General features: G+C 60.8%; 14 protein-coding genes. 4 read left to right on the top strand and 10 right to left on the bottom strand.

From position 1 onward, the window contains the following. Nucleotides 1-93 precede the first annotated feature (93 nt). The 7 genes from ACW9HW_RS07025 to ACW9HW_RS06995 all read right to left on the bottom strand — a co-directional run bounded on the left by ACW9HW_RS07025 (nucleotide 94) and on the right by ACW9HW_RS06995 (nucleotide 8,514). Nucleotides 94-852 carry an ABC transporter ATP-binding protein gene (locus ACW9HW_RS07025; RefSeq protein WP_095196106.1) on the bottom strand — a complete coding sequence of 253 codons (759 nt, stop codon included), beginning with the start codon at nucleotides 850-852 and terminating at the stop codon, nucleotides 94-96. Continuing rightward, nucleotides 846-1,907 (bottom strand): FecCD family ABC transporter permease, encoded by a 1,062-nt coding sequence (locus ACW9HW_RS07020; protein ID WP_095196107.1) that lies wholly within the window; start codon nucleotides 1,905-1,907, stop codon nucleotides 846-848. Before ACW9HW_RS07020 ends, ACW9HW_RS07025 begins: the two co-directional genes overlap by 7 nt. Beyond that, the gene (locus ACW9HW_RS07015; RefSeq protein WP_457399094.1) at nucleotides 1,904-3,091 is read right to left on the bottom strand and encodes an ABC transporter substrate-binding protein; all 1,188 of its coding nucleotides are present in this window, start codon (nucleotides 3,089-3,091) and stop codon (nucleotides 1,904-1,906) included. The genes ACW9HW_RS07020 and ACW9HW_RS07015 overlap by 4 nt, the downstream gene beginning before the upstream one ends. Nucleotides 3,092-3,155: 64 nt before the next feature. Next, nucleotides 3,156-5,570, bottom strand: coding sequence for a TonB-dependent siderophore receptor (locus ACW9HW_RS07010; protein ID WP_457399093.1), 2,415 nt, complete (start codon nucleotides 5,568-5,570; stop codon nucleotides 3,156-3,158). Between the two features lie 101 nt (nucleotides 5,571-5,671). After that, complete coding sequence (locus ACW9HW_RS07005) at nucleotides 5,672-6,649, bottom strand: FecR domain-containing protein (RefSeq protein WP_095196110.1); 978 nt, start codon at nucleotides 6,647-6,649, stop codon at nucleotides 5,672-5,674. After that, nucleotides 6,650-7,165, bottom strand: a complete 516-nt coding sequence (locus ACW9HW_RS07000) for a sigma-70 family RNA polymerase sigma factor (protein WP_457399092.1) — start codon at nucleotides 7,163-7,165, stop codon at nucleotides 6,650-6,652. It lies immediately after the preceding gene. Nucleotides 7,166-7,269: 104 nt separating this feature from the next. Beyond that, nucleotides 7,270-8,514 carry an MFS transporter gene (locus ACW9HW_RS06995; RefSeq protein WP_457399091.1) on the bottom strand — a complete coding sequence of 415 codons (1,245 nt, stop codon included), beginning with the start codon at nucleotides 8,512-8,514 and terminating at the stop codon, nucleotides 7,270-7,272. A 272-nt stretch (nucleotides 8,515-8,786) separates the two neighbouring features. Here ACW9HW_RS06995 and ACW9HW_RS06990 point away from each other — a divergent pair, with 272 nt between their 5' ends. Beyond that, nucleotides 8,787-11,024: a TonB-dependent receptor gene (locus ACW9HW_RS06990; RefSeq protein WP_457399089.1), complete on the top strand. Its 2,238-nt coding sequence runs from the start codon at nucleotides 8,787-8,789 to the stop codon at nucleotides 11,022-11,024. A 66-nt stretch (nucleotides 11,025-11,090) separates the two neighbouring features. Beyond that, complete coding sequence (locus ACW9HW_RS06985; protein WP_457399087.1) at nucleotides 11,091-11,465, top strand: fe2+ zn2+ uptake regulation protein; 375 nt, start codon at nucleotides 11,091-11,093, stop codon at nucleotides 11,463-11,465. Nucleotides 11,466-11,502: 37 nt separating this feature from the next. Here the strand turns inward: ACW9HW_RS06985 and ACW9HW_RS06980 are convergent, their stop codons facing one another. Both ACW9HW_RS06980 and ACW9HW_RS06975 read right to left on the bottom strand, forming a co-directional pair. Next, entirely contained in the window at nucleotides 11,503-13,242 is a 1,740-nt protein-coding gene (locus tag ACW9HW_RS06980) for a dipeptidase (RefSeq protein ID WP_457399085.1), read from the bottom strand. 439 nt (nucleotides 13,243-13,681) lie between these two features. Then, nucleotides 13,682-14,893: an MFS transporter gene (locus tag ACW9HW_RS06975; RefSeq protein WP_095196117.1), complete on the bottom strand. Its 1,212-nt coding sequence runs from the start codon at nucleotides 14,891-14,893 to the stop codon at nucleotides 13,682-13,684. A gap of 115 nt (nucleotides 14,894-15,008) precedes the next feature. Here ACW9HW_RS06975 and ACW9HW_RS06970 point away from each other — a divergent pair, with 115 nt between their 5' ends. Then, complete coding sequence (locus ACW9HW_RS06970) at nucleotides 15,009-15,782, top strand: AraC family transcriptional regulator (protein WP_457399084.1); 774 nt, start codon at nucleotides 15,009-15,011, stop codon at nucleotides 15,780-15,782. Here ACW9HW_RS06970 and ACW9HW_RS06965 read toward each other — a convergent pair. Next, complete coding sequence (locus tag ACW9HW_RS06965; protein ID WP_095196119.1) at nucleotides 15,775-16,551, bottom strand: metallophosphoesterase; 777 nt, start codon at nucleotides 16,549-16,551, stop codon at nucleotides 15,775-15,777. The two genes, ACW9HW_RS06970 and ACW9HW_RS06965, sit on opposite strands and share 8 nt — an antisense overlap. 263 nt (nucleotides 16,552-16,814) lie before the next feature. On the opposite strand from ACW9HW_RS06965, the gene ACW9HW_RS06960 reads away from it, so the two are divergent. After that, nucleotides 16,815-18,878, top strand: coding sequence for an ATP-binding cassette domain-containing protein (locus ACW9HW_RS06960; RefSeq protein WP_457399098.1), 2,064 nt, complete (start codon nucleotides 16,815-16,817; stop codon nucleotides 18,876-18,878). Nucleotides 18,879-18,881: the final 3 nt, after the last annotated feature.

Genomic DNA, 18,881 nt, shown 5'->3' with positions numbered 1-18,881 from the left:
GGGCCGTGTCAGTCGACATCAAGGGCGGATGTCAGGCCGCCTTCGCGAGCAGGCTCGCTCCCACAGTTGTTTTTTGTCAGGCGGGAGATCGTTCTAACCAACGATATCGTCGATCAGGATATGGTGTTGCCCGCGGCTGCATTGCTCGATCCGAGCCTCGACCTTGTAGACGTTGCGCAGCATGAGCTCGGTGATCACTTCACTGCTCGGGCCGCTGCCTTGCGCGGTGCCGTCGGCGATGACCAGCACTTGATCGGCAAAGCGTAGTGCCTGATTCAAGTCATGGATGGCGATGAACACAATGACCTCGCGCTTGCGCGCCAGTGCGCGCATGAAATTCAGCACCTGTACCTGGCGATGCATGTCGAGGGCGCTGGTCGGTTCGTCCATCAGCAGGATTTCCGGTTCGCGCACCAATGTCTGGGCGATTGACACCAGTTGTTGCTGACCGCCGCTGAGTTCACCGAGGTTGCGGAAGGACAATTCGGTGATGCCGAGCGCACTGAGTATCTCGTCCACCAACTTCAACTCATCATCGTGGACGACCCAGCCCGGTGTCAGTTGTTTGCGGGCCAGCAGTACCGATTCGTACACCGTCAGCCGGGCGCTGGCATTCAGGCCCTGGGGCATGTAGCAGATGCCCGGCGTGCCCTTTATCGAGTCCTGCAAGACAACCTGTCCGGGACCGTCGATCAGCCCCGCCATCCGTTTGAACAGGGTGGACTTGCCCGCCGCGTTGGGGCCGACCACCGCGACCACCTGGCCGCCGGCAAAGGTTGCCGTTGTGACACCACTGATGATCGTGCGCTGGTCGTAGCAGGCACCGAGATTCTCAAGCCGGATCTTTACCATGAGTTTTTCTTCCCGCTGAGAATCAGAGATATGAAGAACGGTACGCCGATCAGCGAAGTGACCACGCCGATGGGGAAAATTGCCCCGGGGATCAGGGTTTTGCTGACCACCGAACTGGCGGACAAAATCAGTGCGCCGGTCAGCAGTGAGGCCGGCAGGAAGAAGCGTTGATCTTCACCGATCAGCATCCGGGCAATGTGGGGACCGACCAGCCCGATAAAGCCGATGGTGCCGACAAACGCCACCGGAAAAGAGGCCAGCAGGCTGACCATGATCAGCGTCTGGAAACGCAGGCTGCGCACGTTGATGCCGAAACTCGCGGCCTTGTCATCGCCCAGGCGCAGCGCGGTCAAGGCCCAGGCGCGTTTGGCGAAGATCGGCAGGGTGATGAGGATCACCAGGCAAATCACGCCGAGCTTGGGCCAGGTGGCTTTGGTCAGGCTGCCCATTGTCCAGAACACCACGGCCGCCACGGCTTGCTCGGTGGCAAAAAACTGCACCAGGGCCAACAGCGCATTGAAGGTGAACACCAGGGCAATGCCGAGCAGCACGATGGTTTCGGCCGTTACGCCGCGACGCATGCTCAGGAAGTGGATCAACAACGCTGAGAGCATGGCCATGATGAAGGCGTTCACCGGCACCATGTACTGCGCGGCCAACGGAAACAGCGCGACACCAAACGCCAGCCCCATCGCCGCGCCGAAGCTGGCAGCGGCGGAAATACCCAAGGTGAACGGGCTGGCCAGCGGGTTATTGAGGATCGTCTGCATCTGTGCACCGGCCAGCGACAACGCCGCACCGACCGCGACGGCCATCAGCGCCACCGGCAGGCGGATATCCCACATCACCACCCGGACCTGCGGCGAAGCGCTATCCGGCGAAAACAGCGCACCCAGCACTTCGGTAAGGCTATAGCGTGCCGGACCGAGGGCCAGATCGAGCAGCACACTGCAAATCAGCAACACCACGAGTCCGCTCAGGATCAGGCGTTTGCGCAGTACCAGGCGACGGTAAGTCTCGCCCTGGACAACCCGTGCTTCGTTCAGTGAGCTCATGGTTTGACCTCCGGCGTGCGCAAGCTGACAAAGTAGCCAGGTTCATAAGGGACTGGCAGGAACCGCTCATGCAGTTCGCGAAACGACGCGTCCGGATCCAGATCGGCAAACAGCGTCGGATGAATCCACTTCGCCAGTTGCTGGATGGCCGCGAACTGGTAGGGGCTGTTGTAGAACTGATGCCAGATGGCATGGAAGGCTTGATCGTCCTGAGCCTTGATGCCGGTGTAGGCCGGACGCTGGGTGTACCACGCCAGTTTGTGCCTGGCTTGTGCCATGTCCGCGCCGGGGCCGACGCCGATCCAATGACCGCCGGGCGCGAAGGCTTCCCAGTTGGCGCTGGTGACGACGATGTGGGCCGGGTTGGCGACGATGACCTGCTCGGGGTTCAACTGGCCGAAGGTGTTGGGAATGATGCGTCCGGCAATGTTGTTGCCACCGGCCAAATCGACAAAAAGACCAAAGTTCTCGTTGCCGAAACTCAGGCAGCAATCATCGGTGTAGCCACCGATACGTTCGATGAACACGCTGGGGCGGGCAGGGTGCTTCGCTTCAATGACATCGGTGACACGGCGGATCTGCTGGTTGCGAAAGTCGATGAACGCTTCGGCGCGAGCTTCCTTGCCAAACAGCTGGCCGAACAGGCGCATGGTCGGCTCGGTGTTTTGCATCGGGTTATTGCGAAAGTCGACGTAGACCACCGGGATGCCGAGGGCATCGAGTTTCTCGATGTAACGCGCATCGTCGGTGGCATGTTGGGCCTCGATGTTCAGGATGATCACATCCGGTCGCTGTGAGATCGCTTGCTCGATGTCGAAGGTGCCGTCCTCGAACCCGCCGAAGGTCGGTATCTTGGCGATATCGGGAAATTTGCGCAGGTAGGCGCTGTAGGTATCCGGGTCGGACTGGATCAAGTCCTTGCGCCAGCCGACGATGCGTTCAATGGGGTTTTGCGTATCCAGCGCGGCGACCAGGTACAACTGGCGACCCTCGCCGAGGATGACCCGCCTGACCGGCAGATGAACCTTGACCTTGCGGCCCAGCAAGTCGGTGACTGTGCCGAGGGCGGGGTCCGGATCGGCGGCGTGGGCATTGCGCGGCGTCAGCGACAACAGCGACAAACCCAGCAGTCCGGTGAACAGCAGTGCAGCGACAGTGTGGCTGCGTCTAAAAATCGAAACCATGTTGTATGCCTTTGCAGAAGCCGGACCGGATAACGGCTCAGTTCGCCGCGCCGGACCGGACGTTTCAGAAATCGATGGTGGCCGACAGCAGCAGGGTGCGTGGTGAACCTTGGGAGAACGCCCCGTAGGAGGCGACGCCCGACCAATATTCGCGGTCGAGCACGTTCTGCACGGTGGCGCGGAATGTGGTCGGTCGATCCGCGATGCGAGTGGCATAGCGCGCGCCGACATCGAAGCGGGTCCAGGCATCGAGTTCCTGGGTATTGGCCTGGTTCACGTACTGGCTGCCGGTATAGATCGCACCACTGGTCAGTGTCAGCCCTTCGACAGCCGGGGTATCCCACTCGGCCCAAAGGTTGGCCTGAACCTCAGGGACGCCGACGGGTTTATTGCCACGGTTGGCGGCTACGCCGGTGCTGGTCAGTTCCCCATCGAGCAGGGTCACACCACCGATCAGGCGCGTGCGCGGGGTCATCTGGCCGGACATGTTCAGCTCTACGCCACGGTTGCGCTGCTCGCCCTGTACCGAGAACACCCCGGACGACAGCTCACCGCTGGGTTTCTTGATCTGGAACAGGGCCAGTGTGGACATGAGGTTGCCGTAGTCGACCTTGACCCCGACTTCCTGTTGCCGGGAGACGTAAGGTGAAAAAATCTCCCCCGCGTTCGAAGCGGCGGACGGTGCGACATCGCCCTTGCTCAAGCCTTCGATGTAGTTGTAGTAGAACGACACGTGGTCCCAGGGTTTGGCGACGATACCGAACAGCGGCGTGGTATCGCTTTTGTCGTAGGAGGTGGTGACGGCCCCGGCCGCATTGTAGTTGTCGGACTTGATGTTCTGTTGGCGCAAACCGACGGTGACTTGCAAGCGCTCGTCCAGCACCGAAAGGGTATCGGCCAATGCCACACCGGACAGTTCGCTCTCGGAGATTGTCGGCGTATCCGGTTTGGCGATAGAGGGCTTGGGGCGATGGACCGGATGGTAGATGTTCGACAGTATGGCCGGGCCGGAAATGATGCCTCGGGACAACTCATCGCGATAACGGGTGACTTGCAGGGCGGTACTGTGACTGACCGGCCCGGTGTCGAAGCGCAGGCGGGCACCGGCGTCGACCGTGTAACGCTGCACTTCGAACTTGTAGTAGCCGGGGGTTGAAGAGGTGTCGCCGGCGGCGTTGATGATGGTCGGGGTTTGATCGGACATGCGCGCTACATCCGATTTGCCGCCACCGGCGTGGGCGAATAGGGTCAGGGCATCGTTGACGTCGTATTCACCACCGAGCAGCGCCGATTTGTCACGGGTTTCGGACCAGCCCCAGTCCTGGCTCACGTTGCTGCGGCCATTGGCGGCGGAGGGAATCTGCACGCCGGGCGCGATCAGAAACGGTCGGGACGCGGCGTCGAATTGTTCTTTCTGGTTGATCAGGTCCAGGGTGGTCCGCAGGCGATCACCCTGATAGTCCAGGGAGAGGGCGCCGATGCCGACCTCCCGGGATTGATCGTCGATGGGCGTATCGCCTTGCTGGACGCTGCCGTTGATCCGCACACCGAAGCGGCGCTCCTCACCGAAGCGCCGACTGACGTCGATGTGACCGCCGAGTTGCGAATCCATGGCGTAACTGGCGGTGAATCGGGTCAAATCCTCGTCCAGAGAGCGCTTGGGTACCACGTTGATGACGCCGCCGACAGCACTGTTGGGCGACATGCCATAGAGCAGGGCCCCGGGGCCTTTGACCACTTCGATGCGTTCGGCGTACTCGGTGAACACCCGGTAGTTGGAAGCCACGCCGTACACACCGTCGAACGCCAGTTCACCGAGATTGCCTTCGCCGACGGGAAAGCCGCGGATGAAGAATGAATCGACAATGCCGCCAGTCTGGCCCGTGGAGCGCACGGAAGAGTCACGCTCCAGCACATCGCCCACGGTAACCGCCTGTTGATCCTTGATCATCGCCGAGGTGTAGCTGCTGATGCTGAAGGGCGCGTCCATCACATCCGTATTGCCCAGCATGCCCAGACGCGCTCCGCTGGCGACCTGACCGCCCGGGTACAGGGGTGGCAAGCTGCCGCTGCGTCGGTCGATGCCATCGACGGTGGTTTCCTCCAGCGTCACCCGGCGTGCCACCAACGTATAGCTGCCGTCGTCGCGCGCCACCATGTCCAGGCCACTGCCGGCCAGCAAGCGGGTGACGGCTTCCTGTGTGGAGTAAGAGCCGGAAAGTCCCGGGCTGATCAAACCTTCGGTCAAGGCGGGCTCGAACGACAGGGCAATGCCGGCGTCCACGGCAAAACTCGACAAGGTCGCGCCGAGCGGTCCGGGCGCAATGTTGTAGGCATGGATGGCGACAGCGTCCAGTTGCATGGCAGTAGCGACCACGGCCAGCGGGCAAGTGGCAACGCTCAGGGCAAGGCTTAACAACACACTGCGAATAACTGGCTTGAGCGGATGATCCGGACGCAGGGGCCGTGCAACGAGCATGAATGGATGACCCTATGGACGAGGTAGTAAAGGTTGTTCCTTTCTTTGCCAGCCGAGATCAAAAAAAGTATCACCTGCGCGGCGATTTTTTTTGCCTGAGGTCAGGCGGGAGAAAGCGTCACCCAGTAACCACTCAAGTGGCCGGTGACGAGCACCGGGTAGGTTTGCGCCAGCATGTTCAGCGTGCGCTGGGTATCGTTGATGGGAAATGCGCCGGAAATGCGCACATCGGCAATGGCCGGATCGCAGCGCACGAAGCCTCTGCGATAGCGCGCCAGTTCGGCAACGAAATCCGCCAGCCGCATCTTGTCGGCCATCAGCATGCCTTGGGTCCAGGCACCCACGTGGCGATCTGTCGCCATGACCTGGCCAAAGGCCTGTGATGAGAAATCCGTACGCTGTCCCGCGTTGATGATCATCGGCGCTGCATGGCTGCTCTGTGCCAATTCAACCCGCACAGCACCTTCCAGTACGGCGAGCTGGGTGCGGGGCATCAGTTCGCGAACGGTGAATCGTGTGCCCAGGGCCTGCATCCGGCCCTGGCGGGTGGTGACCAGAAAGGGGCGGGCCAGCGGTGAAACATCCGGCGCGGTCTGTACCAGTATTTCACCTGCGCGCAAGTTGATGAGTCGCTGATTGGCGTCGAACAGCACGTCGATGGCCGTGTCGGTATTGAGGGTGATCTGCGAGCCGTCGGCCAGGGTCAACTCGCGGCGCTGACCCACGGCGGTGCGGTAGTCCGCCGACCATTGCTGCGATTGCGCCAGGTGCCAGCTGCCCCAACCGGCAGGGACCGCCGCCAGCAGCAGGGCCAGTTTGCCCAGGGCCGCGCGACGTTCGGGACTGCTCGGGCGATCCAGTGCCGACATCGCCAGTGAGGGAGGCAACCCGTCGAGCTTGCTTTGCAGTAACTGCGCGCGGGCCCAGGCCCGATCACGTTCAGGGCTGCTGACCTTCCAGCATTCCCATTCGGCGCGTTCGGTATCGCTGAGGTCGTTTTCACTCAGCCGCATCAACCACTCGGCGGCCTCTTCGAGAACTTCGGGGTCGAGCGGCGGTTCATTGCGGCGGGTGAACATTCATTCCACCAGCATCAGGCACTGCACGAAAGCCTGTTTCATGTAGCGCTTGACCGTGATCAGCGAGACGTTCAGCTGTTCGGCGATATCGTCGTATTTCAGGCCACCGATCTGCGACAGCAGAAATGCGCGCTTGACCAGCGGAGGAAGGGTGTCGAGCATCGCGTCGATTTCGTGCAGGGTCTCCAGCACCATGAAACGTAATTCAGGCGATGGCACTTGCGGGGCGGGCAGGTGCGTGAGTGCATCCAGGTAGGCGCGTTCCAGTGCCTTGCGCTGATACCAGTTGACCAGAATGCCCTTGGCCACGCAGCTCAGGTAGGCTCGGGGCTGCTCGATGGCGGTGACCTGGGAGGCGAGTATGCGAGTGAAGGTGTCCTGCGCCAGATCCGCCGCATCCATGGCGTTACCCAGCTTTTTCTTCAGCGTGGCATACAGCCAGCCATGATGACCGTTGTACAGGGCCTCGATCACGCGCAGATGATTATCGTTGTTCGCGGGCAGGATTTCGCTCATGGCTGCAGGTTTTTTGCAATTGAGAAGTATTCCCAATGCTAATTGACAACTCGCCTGTGAAGCAAGCGGGATTCGGTATCCCGTATTCAATCCAGGCGCCTTGATCAATCCCCGCATGGGTCGCGATTGGGGTGCGCGCCCACGGGCCGGTATCGCAAGGCGACAATGGGAAGCAGTGCCACCGCATAAGCCAGACAAACGAATAGATAGGTGTACTGCAAGCCATAGACCTGGCTGAGCAGTCCACCGGCCGAAATGCCCGCAATCGAAGCGAATTGCGCGGTGCCCTGGGCAATCCCCAGCACGTGGCCCTGTCGTGAGCTGTCGGCGGTTTTCGAGATCAGGGCCATCAGCACCGGTGTGGTGGCCCCCAGCAGCACTCCCCAGATGAAATAGGCAGCGACAAACACCATGGCGTTGCGTGTGACACCGGCCACCGCGGTCAGGGCAATGCAGCCGATGACGATGTAACTGATGCGCTGCAGGGTGTCTTGCTGGCTGCGGTGTTCAAAGTAGCGTGACCAGGCCGTCGCCGAAAGAATGAAACCCAGTGCCAGCAAGCCATAGCACAGGCCGACGACCGAATTGCTGACCTCGAATATCGAGCTGACGTACAACGAGAATGCTGTCTGGGGCAGCATCCGCGCCAACAGCAGAATGCCCATGACACACAGCAGTGACAGCAGCGGCGATCCTTGCCAGACACTGCCGGTACGGCCAGTCGCGGCAGCGGTATGGGCGGCGGGTGTTTTCTTCACCGGCGGTACATCCGGCAATGTCACGGCGGCCACCACGGTGCAAATCGCGCACAGTGCCGAGGCGATGATGTTGATCCAGAAGAACGTCGCGTAATCGAGGATCAACCCGCCGACCACCGCGCCTAGCAACGAACCGACGTTGGTCGATATCTGCAGGATCGCAAACAGCCGCGCCCGCCGCGAAGGCGCTTCGATACTCACACCGTAAGCCTGTGCCGGGGCGATATACCCGGCGAAGGCACCTTGCAGGAATCGCAGGACCAGGATGACCCAAATGTCACCGGACAGTGCCAGCCCAAGCTGGGTCAACGACAAGCCGGCAAGGGCACGGATCATCATCAGCTTGTGGCCGTAGCGATCACCGATACGGCCCCAGAATGCGCTGGTCAGAATGATGCCCAGCATCGGCCCGACGTACACGGCGATGCTGGCGAAGCTGAAAACCGACTCCGAGGACGTCAGCCCACGCAGGTGGACGGGCCAGAACGGCCCGCTCATTTCCATCGCGCCCATGGAGATGAGCTGGATCGCGAACAGAAGATAAATCAGGATTCTTACATTCGAACCCTGGATGACACCTGCATGGGACATGAGTCAGTCTCGGTGGTTAAACGGCATCAGGCGTGAGGTTCAAAATGCCCTCGGTGCAGGGCGCCATCGCCGCAATCGCGGATCAGCAGACTACGTGCTTTGTGATCAGGGGAAAACAGCTCCCTGGTATTTCGCTGACGGATTTCCAACCCGATATCGCACGACAGATAAGATCTGGAAAAAATAAAACTCAGGGGGGTGATACTTTTTCGCAGGTCGACTGGCAATAGGAGTGATTACCATTTTCCCTTGCTGAAAAGGATCCTTACGTCATGTCTGTTGCAAGTCGACCTTGCGGTGAGTGCGCGTTATCGCTCGCAATCCGCACCGCCACGCTGAGTTTCGTTTTGGTCGCAGGAAGCGCCAACGCCTGGGCCGCCGCCCCCGAGCAGGAGGCTACCGCCGACAAGACCTCGAACAGTTCTGCTGTGCCGCTGGCCGATGACACTGCTGCCGGGTTGACCCTCGGCGTGACCAACATCGACGGTGTCTACAATGGCCCGACCGCGCTCCCGCCCGTGCTGGCCGGTGGTCAGGTTGCCCGTGGCGCCCGCTTGGGAATGTTGGGCAACAAAGACGTAATGGATACACCTTTCAGTGTGACCAGCTACACCGCAAAAACCCTGGCTGACCTGCAAACGGTGACTGTGGCTGACGCCCTGGAGCGAGATCCTTCCGTGCGATCCACCGGTCAGACTGGTGGCATCGTCGACTCGTTTTTCATTCGCGGATTTGCGGTAGGCGAGGGCAACCTGGGCGAACTGGCCTACGATGGCGTGTATGGCGTGGCGCCCAATTACCGGGTGTTCACCGAATACGCCGAACGTGTCGAAGTGCTCAAGGGACCGGGTGCCCTGATGTACGGGATTTCGCCCAACAGCGGTGTCGGCGGGGTGATCAATATCGTTCCCAAGCGGCCGCTGGCCGAAAGCCTGACCCGCTTTACCACCAGCTATGCGTCGGACTCCCAAGTGGGGGGACACCTGGACATCAGCCGTCGATTCGGCGCCGAGAACCAGTTCGGCGTGCGCTTCAACGGCGGCCTGCAGGGTGGAGACACCGCCGTTGACAACCAGGAGCGAGATCTCAATATCGGTGCCATCGCGCTCGATTACCAAGGGGATCGGTTGCGCCTGAACCTCGACTTCATCAGCCAGAAAGAAAGCTTTGATGCTGCCTCGCGGCCATTCACCGTCGCGCCCGGCATTGACATCCCGTCTGCCCCGAATGGTCGTACCAACGTGTCGCAGGAGTGGGGATGGTCGGACACCCGGGAGCAGTCGGCGTTGCTGGGTGGCGAGTATGACCTGACGGATGCGGTCACTGTATTTGCCCATGCCGGTGGCGGACGATCAGACGTCAAGCGGCTGTCCGACCAGGTGCCGAGAATCCTCAACGACGCAGGCGATACCAGCAACATTCCGGGTTACTACAAATTCAACGTCGATCGTTCGACAGCCGATTTAGGGATTCGCGGCGTATTCGCAACCGGTCCCGTTACCCACACGACCACGCTGATGGCGACCCGGTATCAGGACGAACTGTCGAGGGGAATCACCAACGGAACGGACATCCGCTCGAACATTTACCATCCGGTGGATGTGCCCAGGCAGTTCATCAGCGCGCCAAAGGTGCTGCGCATCTCCGAGTCGGATTTGTCCGGCGTTGCACTGACCGACACGCTGTCGGTGCTGGATGACCGTCTGCAGTTGACCTTGGGCGTGCGCCGCCAGGACATCGAGTCGCGTAACTACAATGCGGCCGGTTCGGTGAGTTCCCGATATGACGACAGTGCCACGACCCCGCTGGTCGGCGTGGTGGTCAAGCCCTGGGAAGACGTCTCGTTTTACTACAACTACGTCGAAGGCTTGAGCAAAGGTGATATCGCGCCGGGCACGGCGGCCAACGCCGGCGAGACGTTCGCACCTTATGAGTCGAAGCAGCATGAGATCGGCGTCAAGTATGAGCACGGCACGTTCATGACCACGCTGGCGCTGTTCCAGATCGAGAAGCCCAGTGGCGAAATCGGCGCGGGCAACGTGTTCTCGGTACAGGCTGAGCAACGTAACCGCGGCGTGGAGTTGAGTATCTACGGTGAAGTGGCACCGGGCACGCGCTTGATGGGCGGTGTGACGCTACTCGATGGCGAACTGACGGATTCGGCCACCGCCGCGAACCGTGGCAACAAGCCTGTGGGGGTGCCTGACGTACAAGCCAACCTCTGGGCTGAATGGGATACGCCGTGGATCGAGGGCTTTACCCTCACTGGCGGTGCGATCTACACCGACCGTCAATTCGTCAATCAGGCCAATACCCAGGAGCTGGATGCCTGGACCCGTTTCGATGCGGGGGCTCGCTATGCCACCAGGATCGAAGGTCGACCTACGACATTCCGGGCCACGGTGCAGAACGTCTTCGATCGCGAGTACTGGTCGGGCGTTGCCTCTTATGGTGCGTTCTCTCCGGGTTATCCGCGCACGCTGCAATTGTCGGCCACGGTCGATTTCTGACGCAGACGTGAAGGGGGCTACGGCCACGGGAGCCCCCATTGAACATTTCTGAAAAGGAGTATTCGCATGTTGAACAACTCAGGCTCAGTAGCGGCTATTGCACCTCAACCCTTTCAGGCAACCCGTTCACTCGCCTTCGAACACGATCGCAGTGCCAATGAACATATTCGAGAGTTGCTTCGCTGCTATGGACTGCGTGCCAGTCTGATCCGTTTCAAAGTGATCAATGCGTTGGTCATTGCCACTTTGGGCGGACGTTCCATTGGCGTGCGCGGGGTGCATGCCTCTCTGGAGTCGTTCTCTGCGGAGCTTGCGTTCATCAGCGTTCGTGAAGTGCTCAAGCGCTTGTGCGATGAGGGTGTGATTCAGTTCCAGGAAGACAAGAGCTATCGCTTCACCACCGAAGCCTGGGCAATGCTCCACCCGCATCTGGATGACTAGAGCAGTGGACCCGCCAGAACGGCGGGTCCGAAGGGGATCAGAGTTTCGGCAACTGCCCGATGCGTCCCATCATCTCGGTCACGATCTGCAGGTCCAGCAGGAACTGCTCGGTGGTCTTGAACTCGTTGTCGTTGTGGCCGGTGTATTTGACGTCGGGCATGGCCAGGCCGAATTGCACACCGTTGGGCAGTTCATGCACCGAGGTGGCGCCGGCGGAGGTGCCGAACTTGTGTTCCATGCCAAGGTTTTCGCTGGCCACGGCGAGCAGGGCCTTGACCCATTCGCCTTCGGGGTTGCGATACATCGGTTCGGCGATCGAGTAGTCGAAGGTCGGCGCGATGTGAGTCTTCTTGCTCCAGGCGTCCAGCTTTGTGGCGATTTGCGATTTGAGCGTTTCCGGCGACTTGCCCTTCGGCACGCGCAGGTTGACCGCGAGTTTGAAGGCTTTGTCATCCATCCCGACATAAGTCAGGGAGGTGGTCAGCGGGCCCATGAATTCATCGGAAAAACCGACGCCCAATTTGCCTCCCAGGTAATCCAGCCCCCAGTTGTCGGCGGCGTAGCGGGCGGCGTCAGTGATCGCGTTCTGCTTGAGTGCGACCTTGCCGTCGAGGCTATTGATGAAGTCCAGCATCCTGGCCACCGGGTTGACGCCGGACTCGGGCTCGGAGGAGTGGGCGGAAACGCCGGTGACCGTCAGTTTGACGTCCTTGCCGTCGACTTTGGCGTCTACGGTGAAGTTGCCGCCATTGCGCTTGGCGTAATCGGTACCGGCCTTTTGCAGGCTGGCGGCCAGTTCGGCAGGCTTGTCAGTCACCAGGGTAACGACTGATGTCGATGGAATCTGGTTGGTGGCCAGGCCGCCGGTCATCGAGATGAGTTCTGCGCCCTGGCCTTGCGCGGTACGCCGGGCAAAGCTGGCCATGACGGTGCCGTAGCCTTTCTCGGCGATCACCACCGGGTAGCCACCGTCCAGTGCCAGGTTGTAGTTGGGGGTCGGGTTGCGTTCGAAGTAGTACGGGATGGCGTCACCCGTGGTTTCCTCGGTGGTGTCGACCAGCAGCTTGAAGTTCCGGGCCAGCGGCAGCTTTTCTTCCTTAATGATCTTCATGGCGTAGAGCGAAACGACGATGCCGTTCTTGTCATCCTCGGTGCCCCGGCCATACATGCGGTCGCCGATCAGGGTGACTTTGAACGGATCAAGTCTGGTGCCGTCCTGCAGCACCCAGTTCTCCGGCGTTACAGGCACCACATCGGCATGGGCGTGAATGCCGACCACTTCATCGCCAGTGCCTTCGAGGGATATTTCATAGACGCGGTTGTCGATGTTGCGAAAGTTCAGGTTGAACGCCTGGGCCAGGCCCTTGATCTTGTCGGCGATCTTGATGAACTCGGGGTTCTCGTGTTGGGCAACGCCGTCCACGCGGAACGTCGGGATGGCCACCAGCTCGCGCAGGGTCTCGGTGGCGGCGCTGCCGTATTTCACTCGCGCATAAAGGCCCAGCAGGCGATGGATTTCGTTTTGCTGATCGGGAGAAAGCGTCTTGTTGTCGAGGAAGGCACTGATGGCCGGGCCGATGTCGCCGGTTTTGGCGACGTCGCTCTTGGCCAGGCTCTGCAGGAACTGCCTGAAATCCGTGACCGACGCATCGCTGAAAGTCTTGAGAATGATCGCGCTCTGTTGCGGGGTGATGTTGGCGTGCGCAGCGGTGGTGAACGACGACAGGCCGGCGAGCATCAGGGTGGCCGCGGCCAGGTGCTTGAGTGAAAAATCCATTGTTGGGGGCATTCCTTTGCAGGCGGTTTGTGAGAAATATCTGATCGTTTAATCAGAAACGTTTGCAAACTAGCAAACGAAGAGGGGATACGGGAGCCCCTGAAGCGGGATTTGTCGCACAAAAATGCGAAAGGGGCGCAGAAACGAAAAACCGGGGAGGGCGCAGGTCGTGCGGCTGTAGCCAATCCCCTTGTGGGAGCGAGCCTGCTCGCGAAAGCGGTGACTCAGTCGGCTTGGATGTTGGATGTGAGGACCCCTTCGCGAGCCGGCTCGCTCCCACAGGGGATTTGCGTTGCTGACGATATTTGTGTCCCACCCCCGACCATTGTGGGAGCGAGCCTGCTCGCGAAGGCGGTGGGTCATTCAGCAGAGATGTTGGATGTGAGGACCCTTTCGTCGGAACGCCGCCCGGAGCCGGCTCGCTCCCACAGTCATCTGCTCAAACCCCCTTGGTAGAAGGCAACAAAATCGTCAAAACCCCCAACAACGGCAGATACGAGCACAGCGCATACACATACTCAATACCGTGAATATCCGCCAAATGCCCCAGCAACGCAGCGCCAATACCGCCAAAGCCGAACATCAGCCCGAAGAAGACGCCGGCGATCATGCCGACGTTGCCCGGTACCAGTTCCTGGGCGAAGACCACGATGGCGGAGAACGCCGAGGCGAGGATGAAGCCGATGACCATGCTCAGCACGCCGGTCCAGAACAGGTCGACGTAGGGCAGGGCCAGGGTGAAGGGGGCGGCGCCGAGGATGGAAAACCAGATCACCTTCTTGCGTCCGATCCTGTCGCCGATGGGGCCGCCGAAGAACGTACCCGCGGCGACAGAACCGAGAAACAGGAACAGGTACAGCTGAGAGCTGGCGACTGACAGGTCGAATTTTTCGATCAGGTAGAAGGTGAAGTAGCTGGTGAAGCTGGCCATGTAGAAGTACTTGGAGAACACCAGCAGCGCCAGCACCGCCAGGGCAAAGGTCACCCGTTGCTTCGAAAGGCCATGGGTGGCTTTGCTGCCTTGCTTGAGCTTGAACAGGTTCAGGTGACTGCGATACCAGCGGCTGAGGCCAAACAGGATCAGGATGGCGAACACTGCGAACAGGCCGAACCAGGCCACATTCCCCTGACCGTAAGGAATGATGATCGCCGCCGCCAGCAAGGGGCCGAAGGCGCTGCCGGCGTTGCCGCCGACCTGGAAGGTCGACTGTGCCAGGCCGAAGCGACCGCCCGAGGCCAGACGCGCCACCCGTGAGGTTTCCGGGTGAAAGGTCGAGGAACCAATGCCCACCAGCGCCGAGGCCACAAGAATCGCCGGGAAGCTGCCGACAAAGGCCAGCATCAGGATGCCGATGAGGGTGCAGACCATCCCGGCGGGCAGCAGCCAGGGTTTGGGGTGCCGGTCGGTGTGGTAACCGACCCAGGGTTGCAGCAGCGAAGCGGTGAGCTGGAAGGTCAATGTGATCAGGCCTACCTGGGTGAAGGTCAGGCCGTAGTTGGCCTTGAGCATCGGGTAGATCGAAGGCAACACGGCCTGAATCAGGTCATTGATCAGGTGCGCCAACGCGCAGGCACCGATCACGCGCATGACCAGGGGACTGGTCTGGCCGGCCACCGAGGCGGTGGCGCAAGGGGTCGTCATTGAGGACATCGCACATCATCCAGGCTGGGAAAGAGGGGCATTGCGTAAACCTGGCGCTATGCTAGATTTCGCGAAATTGCCTGTCTCGCGCAATTCGGGCGGCTACTTTCGTAAAAGAGGCATCATGGTCAAATCGCTGGAAACATTTCTGGTCGAAATGGACGAAGTCGCCTGGGCGGTCTGCACCAGTGCGACCGATTACCCGGAAGACTGGATCATCGAACCTCACCGCCACGCCAAGCACCAGTTGATCTACGCCATCGAGGGCGTGATGGTCGTGCATTCGGGGCTGAGCCAATGGACGGTTCCACCGAGCCGAGGGATCTGGATGCCCAGCGGGCACGTGCACTCGATTCGTTGCGTCGGCGCATTGAAGATGCGCAGCGTCTTCGTGCGGCCGGATCAATTTCCCGAGCTGCCGGACGAAACGCGGGCCGTGAGCATTTCCGCGCTACTGAGCGAGTTGATCAAGACCTCGGTGACCATCGCGGCACCCATGGACGAGGATTCGCGCGAAGCCAGGATCATGCGTTTGATCGTGGACGAACTCACCCTCCTGCCGACCTTGCCCCTGCACCTGCCGCAACCGGCGGATGAACGAATCCAGGCGATCTGTTCGGCCCTGCAACAGGACCCGGGGGATGGATCGACGCTGGCGGACTGGAGCGCTCGGCTGAGCCTGGATGCCAAGACCATCCAGCGCCTGTTTCACAAGGAAACCGGCATGACCTTCGGCCAGTGGCGCCAACAGGCCCGCCTGCTGTTGGCGCTGGAGCGTATTGCGGTCGGCGAGAAGATCATCGACGTGGCGGGCGCCTTGGGCTACGACAGCCCCAGCGCGTTTACCACCATGTTCAAAAAGCAGTTCGGGACGACGCCGAGTCATTTTTTCAGGTGAGCGATGGACCCAGCTCAATCACCAATGCATCGTTGAATGCGGGGTTCTCGTTCACACCATTTTTCGCATAGCCCCGGGGGTTGCACACCACGCGGGTATTGCCCACCCGATAGTCAAAACTGCCATGGGTATGCCCATGCAACCACAGCGCCGGCTGCCATTGTTTGATCCGTTCTTCGAGGTCCGAAACGAAACTCGGGTTGATCGGCGAACCGGCAAACATCGGGCTGATGCTCGACCGGGTCGGTGCGAAATGCGAGATCACCACCGTGGGCGTCGTACTATCCCGGGCGAAGCAGTCGTCCAGCCAGGCGACGGTCTGCAGAAAAATCAGCTGGGAAACCGCGGGGGTGAACAGGTCCGGAAAGTCCGGCGAAACTTTGATATGGCTGAAGTCGCGAATGAGCTGTGTCGCCAGATCGATACTCTGGCTCCGAGCCTGCGCATCGTCGAACAGACGGTAGTCCGACCACAGGGTGCAGCCCAGGAAACGCACGCCGTCGTGGACATATTCCGAGCGCTCCAGAACCTGTATCCCTGTGCCTTGGGACAAGCTGTTCAGCTGTTCGTAAGTCGAGATCAGGTCACTGCCATAGAACTCGTGATTGCCGGCCACGTACAGGATCGGAGCCGGGCAGGTTCTGGCCCATTCAATGGCCCTGGCGGGTCGGGCAATGTCCCCTGCCAGCACGACGATATCGGCATCCACGTCGGGAAACGGTATGGCGTTGACGGACAAGTGGATATCGGACAGCAAGGCGATGCGCATGGATCAATTCCCTCTGTGTTGAATGTCGGCCCCTCGGCCAACTGTATCTCGCCCATCGACGCAGGTCTGCATTCGATGCCCCCGGCATGACGCTTGCCAAGCCTAAGCTAATTCCAAAAAGATATTTATTTAACTTTTTTAAGATCGATTAGCTTTATGCGTTCTTGAGAGCGCTGCGTTTACCACCTGGCGCTTGGCCGATTTTCTACCTTGGGCCGGGAGCTCCTGTGACCACCATTCAAACGTCTTTGTCGACTGCACGCATTGAGTCCTTTCAAAGATTTTCGCCACCGTCCGACAGCCCCGCCAATGACAGTGATGTCGTACTCGAACTGCGCGACGTCACCAAGGCCTATCTGCGCAAAGGTGCGCCGGTCGCGCCCGCGGTCAGCAACGTCAGCCTGAAGGTGCGTCGTGGTGAAGTGCTGTGCCTGATGGGGACGTCCGGCAGCGGCAAGTCGACGTTATTGCGTCACATCAACCGCTTGATCGAGCCCAGCAGTGGCGAGGTCTTGATCGACGGACAAGCCATCAGCGGCTTGAGCAACCAGGCCTTGCGTAACCTCAGGTCGCGACGCATCGGCATGGTGTTTCAGCATTTCGGCCTGCTGCCCCATCGCACGGTTCTGGACAACGTGGCGCTGCCACTGGAGCTGCGCGGCGAACCCGAGTCCGTGCGCCATGCGGCGGCCATCGAACAGTTGCAGGCGGTGGGCCTGGACGGTTGGGGCGAGCATTACCCCCATGAACTGTCCGGTGGCATGCAGCAGCGCGTGGGGTTTGCCCGGGCCTTGGTGACCAAGCCCGATATCCTGCTGATGGACGAGCCGTTCAGCGCGCTGGATCCGACCATCCGCCGCGATCTGCAAAGTCACTTTCTGGCCCTGGCCCGTGAGCGCGGAATCAGCACTTTGCTGGTCACTCACGATCCGGCGGAAGCCATACGCCTGGCCGATCGTATTGCCGTGCTGCGGCAAGGCCGGCTGGTGCAGTTGGGCACGCCCGAACAATTGCTCGAGCAACCCGCCGATGCCGAAGTCGCAGACTTTTTCCGCGATTGCACGCCAACGCCATCGGCGCTGCAACGTCCAGACAGCATTCGCACCCCGACGCCACAACGCCAACCCCGTGAGCCATCTGTCGATCACGGTTTGCCCCGCTGGCAAGCGCTGTTGCTGGGGCCGGCAGCCCTGGCGGCGCGGGGTAGGGGCGGGTGGTTCTGGTTGACGTTTGCCGCCGAACTCGCCGCATTGGCGGTTGCGGGCCAAGGCCTGGCCAGCGCGTCATGGCTTGCAGTGCTCGCGGCTATGGCCGTGTTCGGTGCCAGCCGCTTCAGCGCGATCTCGCTCAGCCGCCAAACTGTGCGGCAGACGACGGGCTGGGGGCTGCCTTTGGCATTGCTGCTGGTCAGTCAGGCCCTGGTGATATGGCGCGTCATCACCCCCGATACCCCCCATGCCCTGTTGCAGTTTCCCGAAAACCGCCAATGGCTGTTGCTGGCGGCGGAGAGTATCGACCAGTTTATCGGCTGGTCCCAGGTGACGTTTGAAGGTGCGTTCGTCGGCGTGATCGTTGCCGTGCGCACTGTCATCGAAGGCATTGAAAATCTGCTCGGCTGGCTGCCCTGGCCGGTGTCGGCGCTGGCCGTGGTGTTCCTCGCCTGGCGCTCGGCCGGACTGGCACTGGCGCTGACCAGCGGCGTTGCATTGTTGTACATCGGCCTGTTCGGCTTCTGGGAGCACACCATCGCCACCCTGGCGCTGGTGGGTTCTTCGGTGTTGATCGCCCTGGTCATCGGCGTGCCGACCGGCATCCTGCTGGCGAAGCGGCCGCTGGTGCGGCGCCTGTTCACACCCTTGCTGGATGTCATGCAGACACTGCCGACCTTCGTGTACCTGATTCCCGCCGTGGCGTTCTTCTCTGTCGGCAAGACCCCGGCCGTGATCGCCACGGTGATTTTCGCCCTGGCGCCGATGATCCGCCTGACTTCGCTGGGTATCCAGGAAGTACCGAAAGATGCGGTCGAGGCAGCGGTCGCCCACGGTGCCAGCCCCTGGCAAACCCTGGTCAAGGTGCAACTGCCACTGGCGCGCCGCTCACTGCTGCTGGGGATCAACCAGACCATCGTCATGAGCCTGTCGATGGTGGTGGTGGCCGCGCTGATCGGCGCCGGTGGCCTGGGGTATGACGTCATGACGGCGCTGCGCAACATCAAGGGCGGCGAGGGCATGCTTGCCGGCGTGGCGATCGTGCTGTGCGCGCTGATACCGGATCGAATCATTCAATCGAGCTTGCGCAAGCAAGATCACCTGCACAACCCACAGTGAGAC

It is taken from the genome of Pseudomonas sp. SDO5532_S415 (assembly GCF_054071155.1).
The sequence above is the reverse complement of the archived record's forward strand: the minus strand, read 5'-3'. Positions and strand labels throughout refer to the sequence as shown.

Excerpts from the sequence above, each read along its gene's own strand:
- ACW9HW_RS06970 (WP_457399084.1), top strand. The coding sequence starts at position 15,009 with ATGGTCAAATCGCTGGAAACATTTCTGGTCGAAATGGACGAAGTCGCC.
- ACW9HW_RS07005 (WP_095196110.1), bottom strand. The coding sequence starts at position 6,649 with ATGTTCACCCGCCGCAATGAACCGCCGCTCGACCCCGAAGTTCTCGAA.
- ACW9HW_RS06965 (WP_095196119.1), bottom strand. The coding sequence starts at position 16,551 with ATGCGCATCGCCTTGCTGTCCGATATCCACTTGTCCGTCAACGCCATA.
- ACW9HW_RS06985 (WP_457399087.1), top strand. The coding sequence starts at position 11,091 with ATGTTGAACAACTCAGGCTCAGTAGCGGCTATTGCACCTCAACCCTTT.
- ACW9HW_RS06990 (WP_457399089.1), top strand. The coding sequence starts at position 8,787 with ATGTCTGTTGCAAGTCGACCTTGCGGTGAGTGCGCGTTATCGCTCGCA.
- ACW9HW_RS07020 (WP_095196107.1), bottom strand. The coding sequence starts at position 1,907 with ATGAGCTCACTGAACGAAGCACGGGTTGTCCAGGGCGAGACTTACCGT.
- ACW9HW_RS07015 (WP_457399094.1), bottom strand. The coding sequence starts at position 3,091 with ATGGTTTCGATTTTTAGACGCAGCCACACTGTCGCTGCACTGCTGTTC.
- ACW9HW_RS07010 (WP_457399093.1), bottom strand. The coding sequence starts at position 5,570 with ATGCTCGTTGCACGGCCCCTGCGTCCGGATCATCCGCTCAAGCCAGTT.
- ACW9HW_RS07025 (WP_095196106.1), bottom strand. The coding sequence starts at position 852 with ATGGTAAAGATCCGGCTTGAGAATCTCGGTGCCTGCTACGACCAGCGC.
- ACW9HW_RS06975 (WP_095196117.1), bottom strand. The coding sequence starts at position 14,893 with ATGTCCTCAATGACGACCCCTTGCGCCACCGCCTCGGTGGCCGGCCAG.
- ACW9HW_RS06995 (WP_457399091.1), bottom strand. The coding sequence starts at position 8,514 with ATGTCCCATGCAGGTGTCATCCAGGGTTCGAATGTAAGAATCCTGATT.
- ACW9HW_RS06980 (WP_457399085.1), bottom strand. The coding sequence starts at position 13,242 with ATGGATTTTTCACTCAAGCACCTGGCCGCGGCCACCCTGATGCTCGCC.
- ACW9HW_RS07000 (WP_457399092.1), bottom strand. The coding sequence starts at position 7,165 with ATGAGCGAAATCCTGCCCGCGAACAACGATAATCATCTGCGCGTGATC.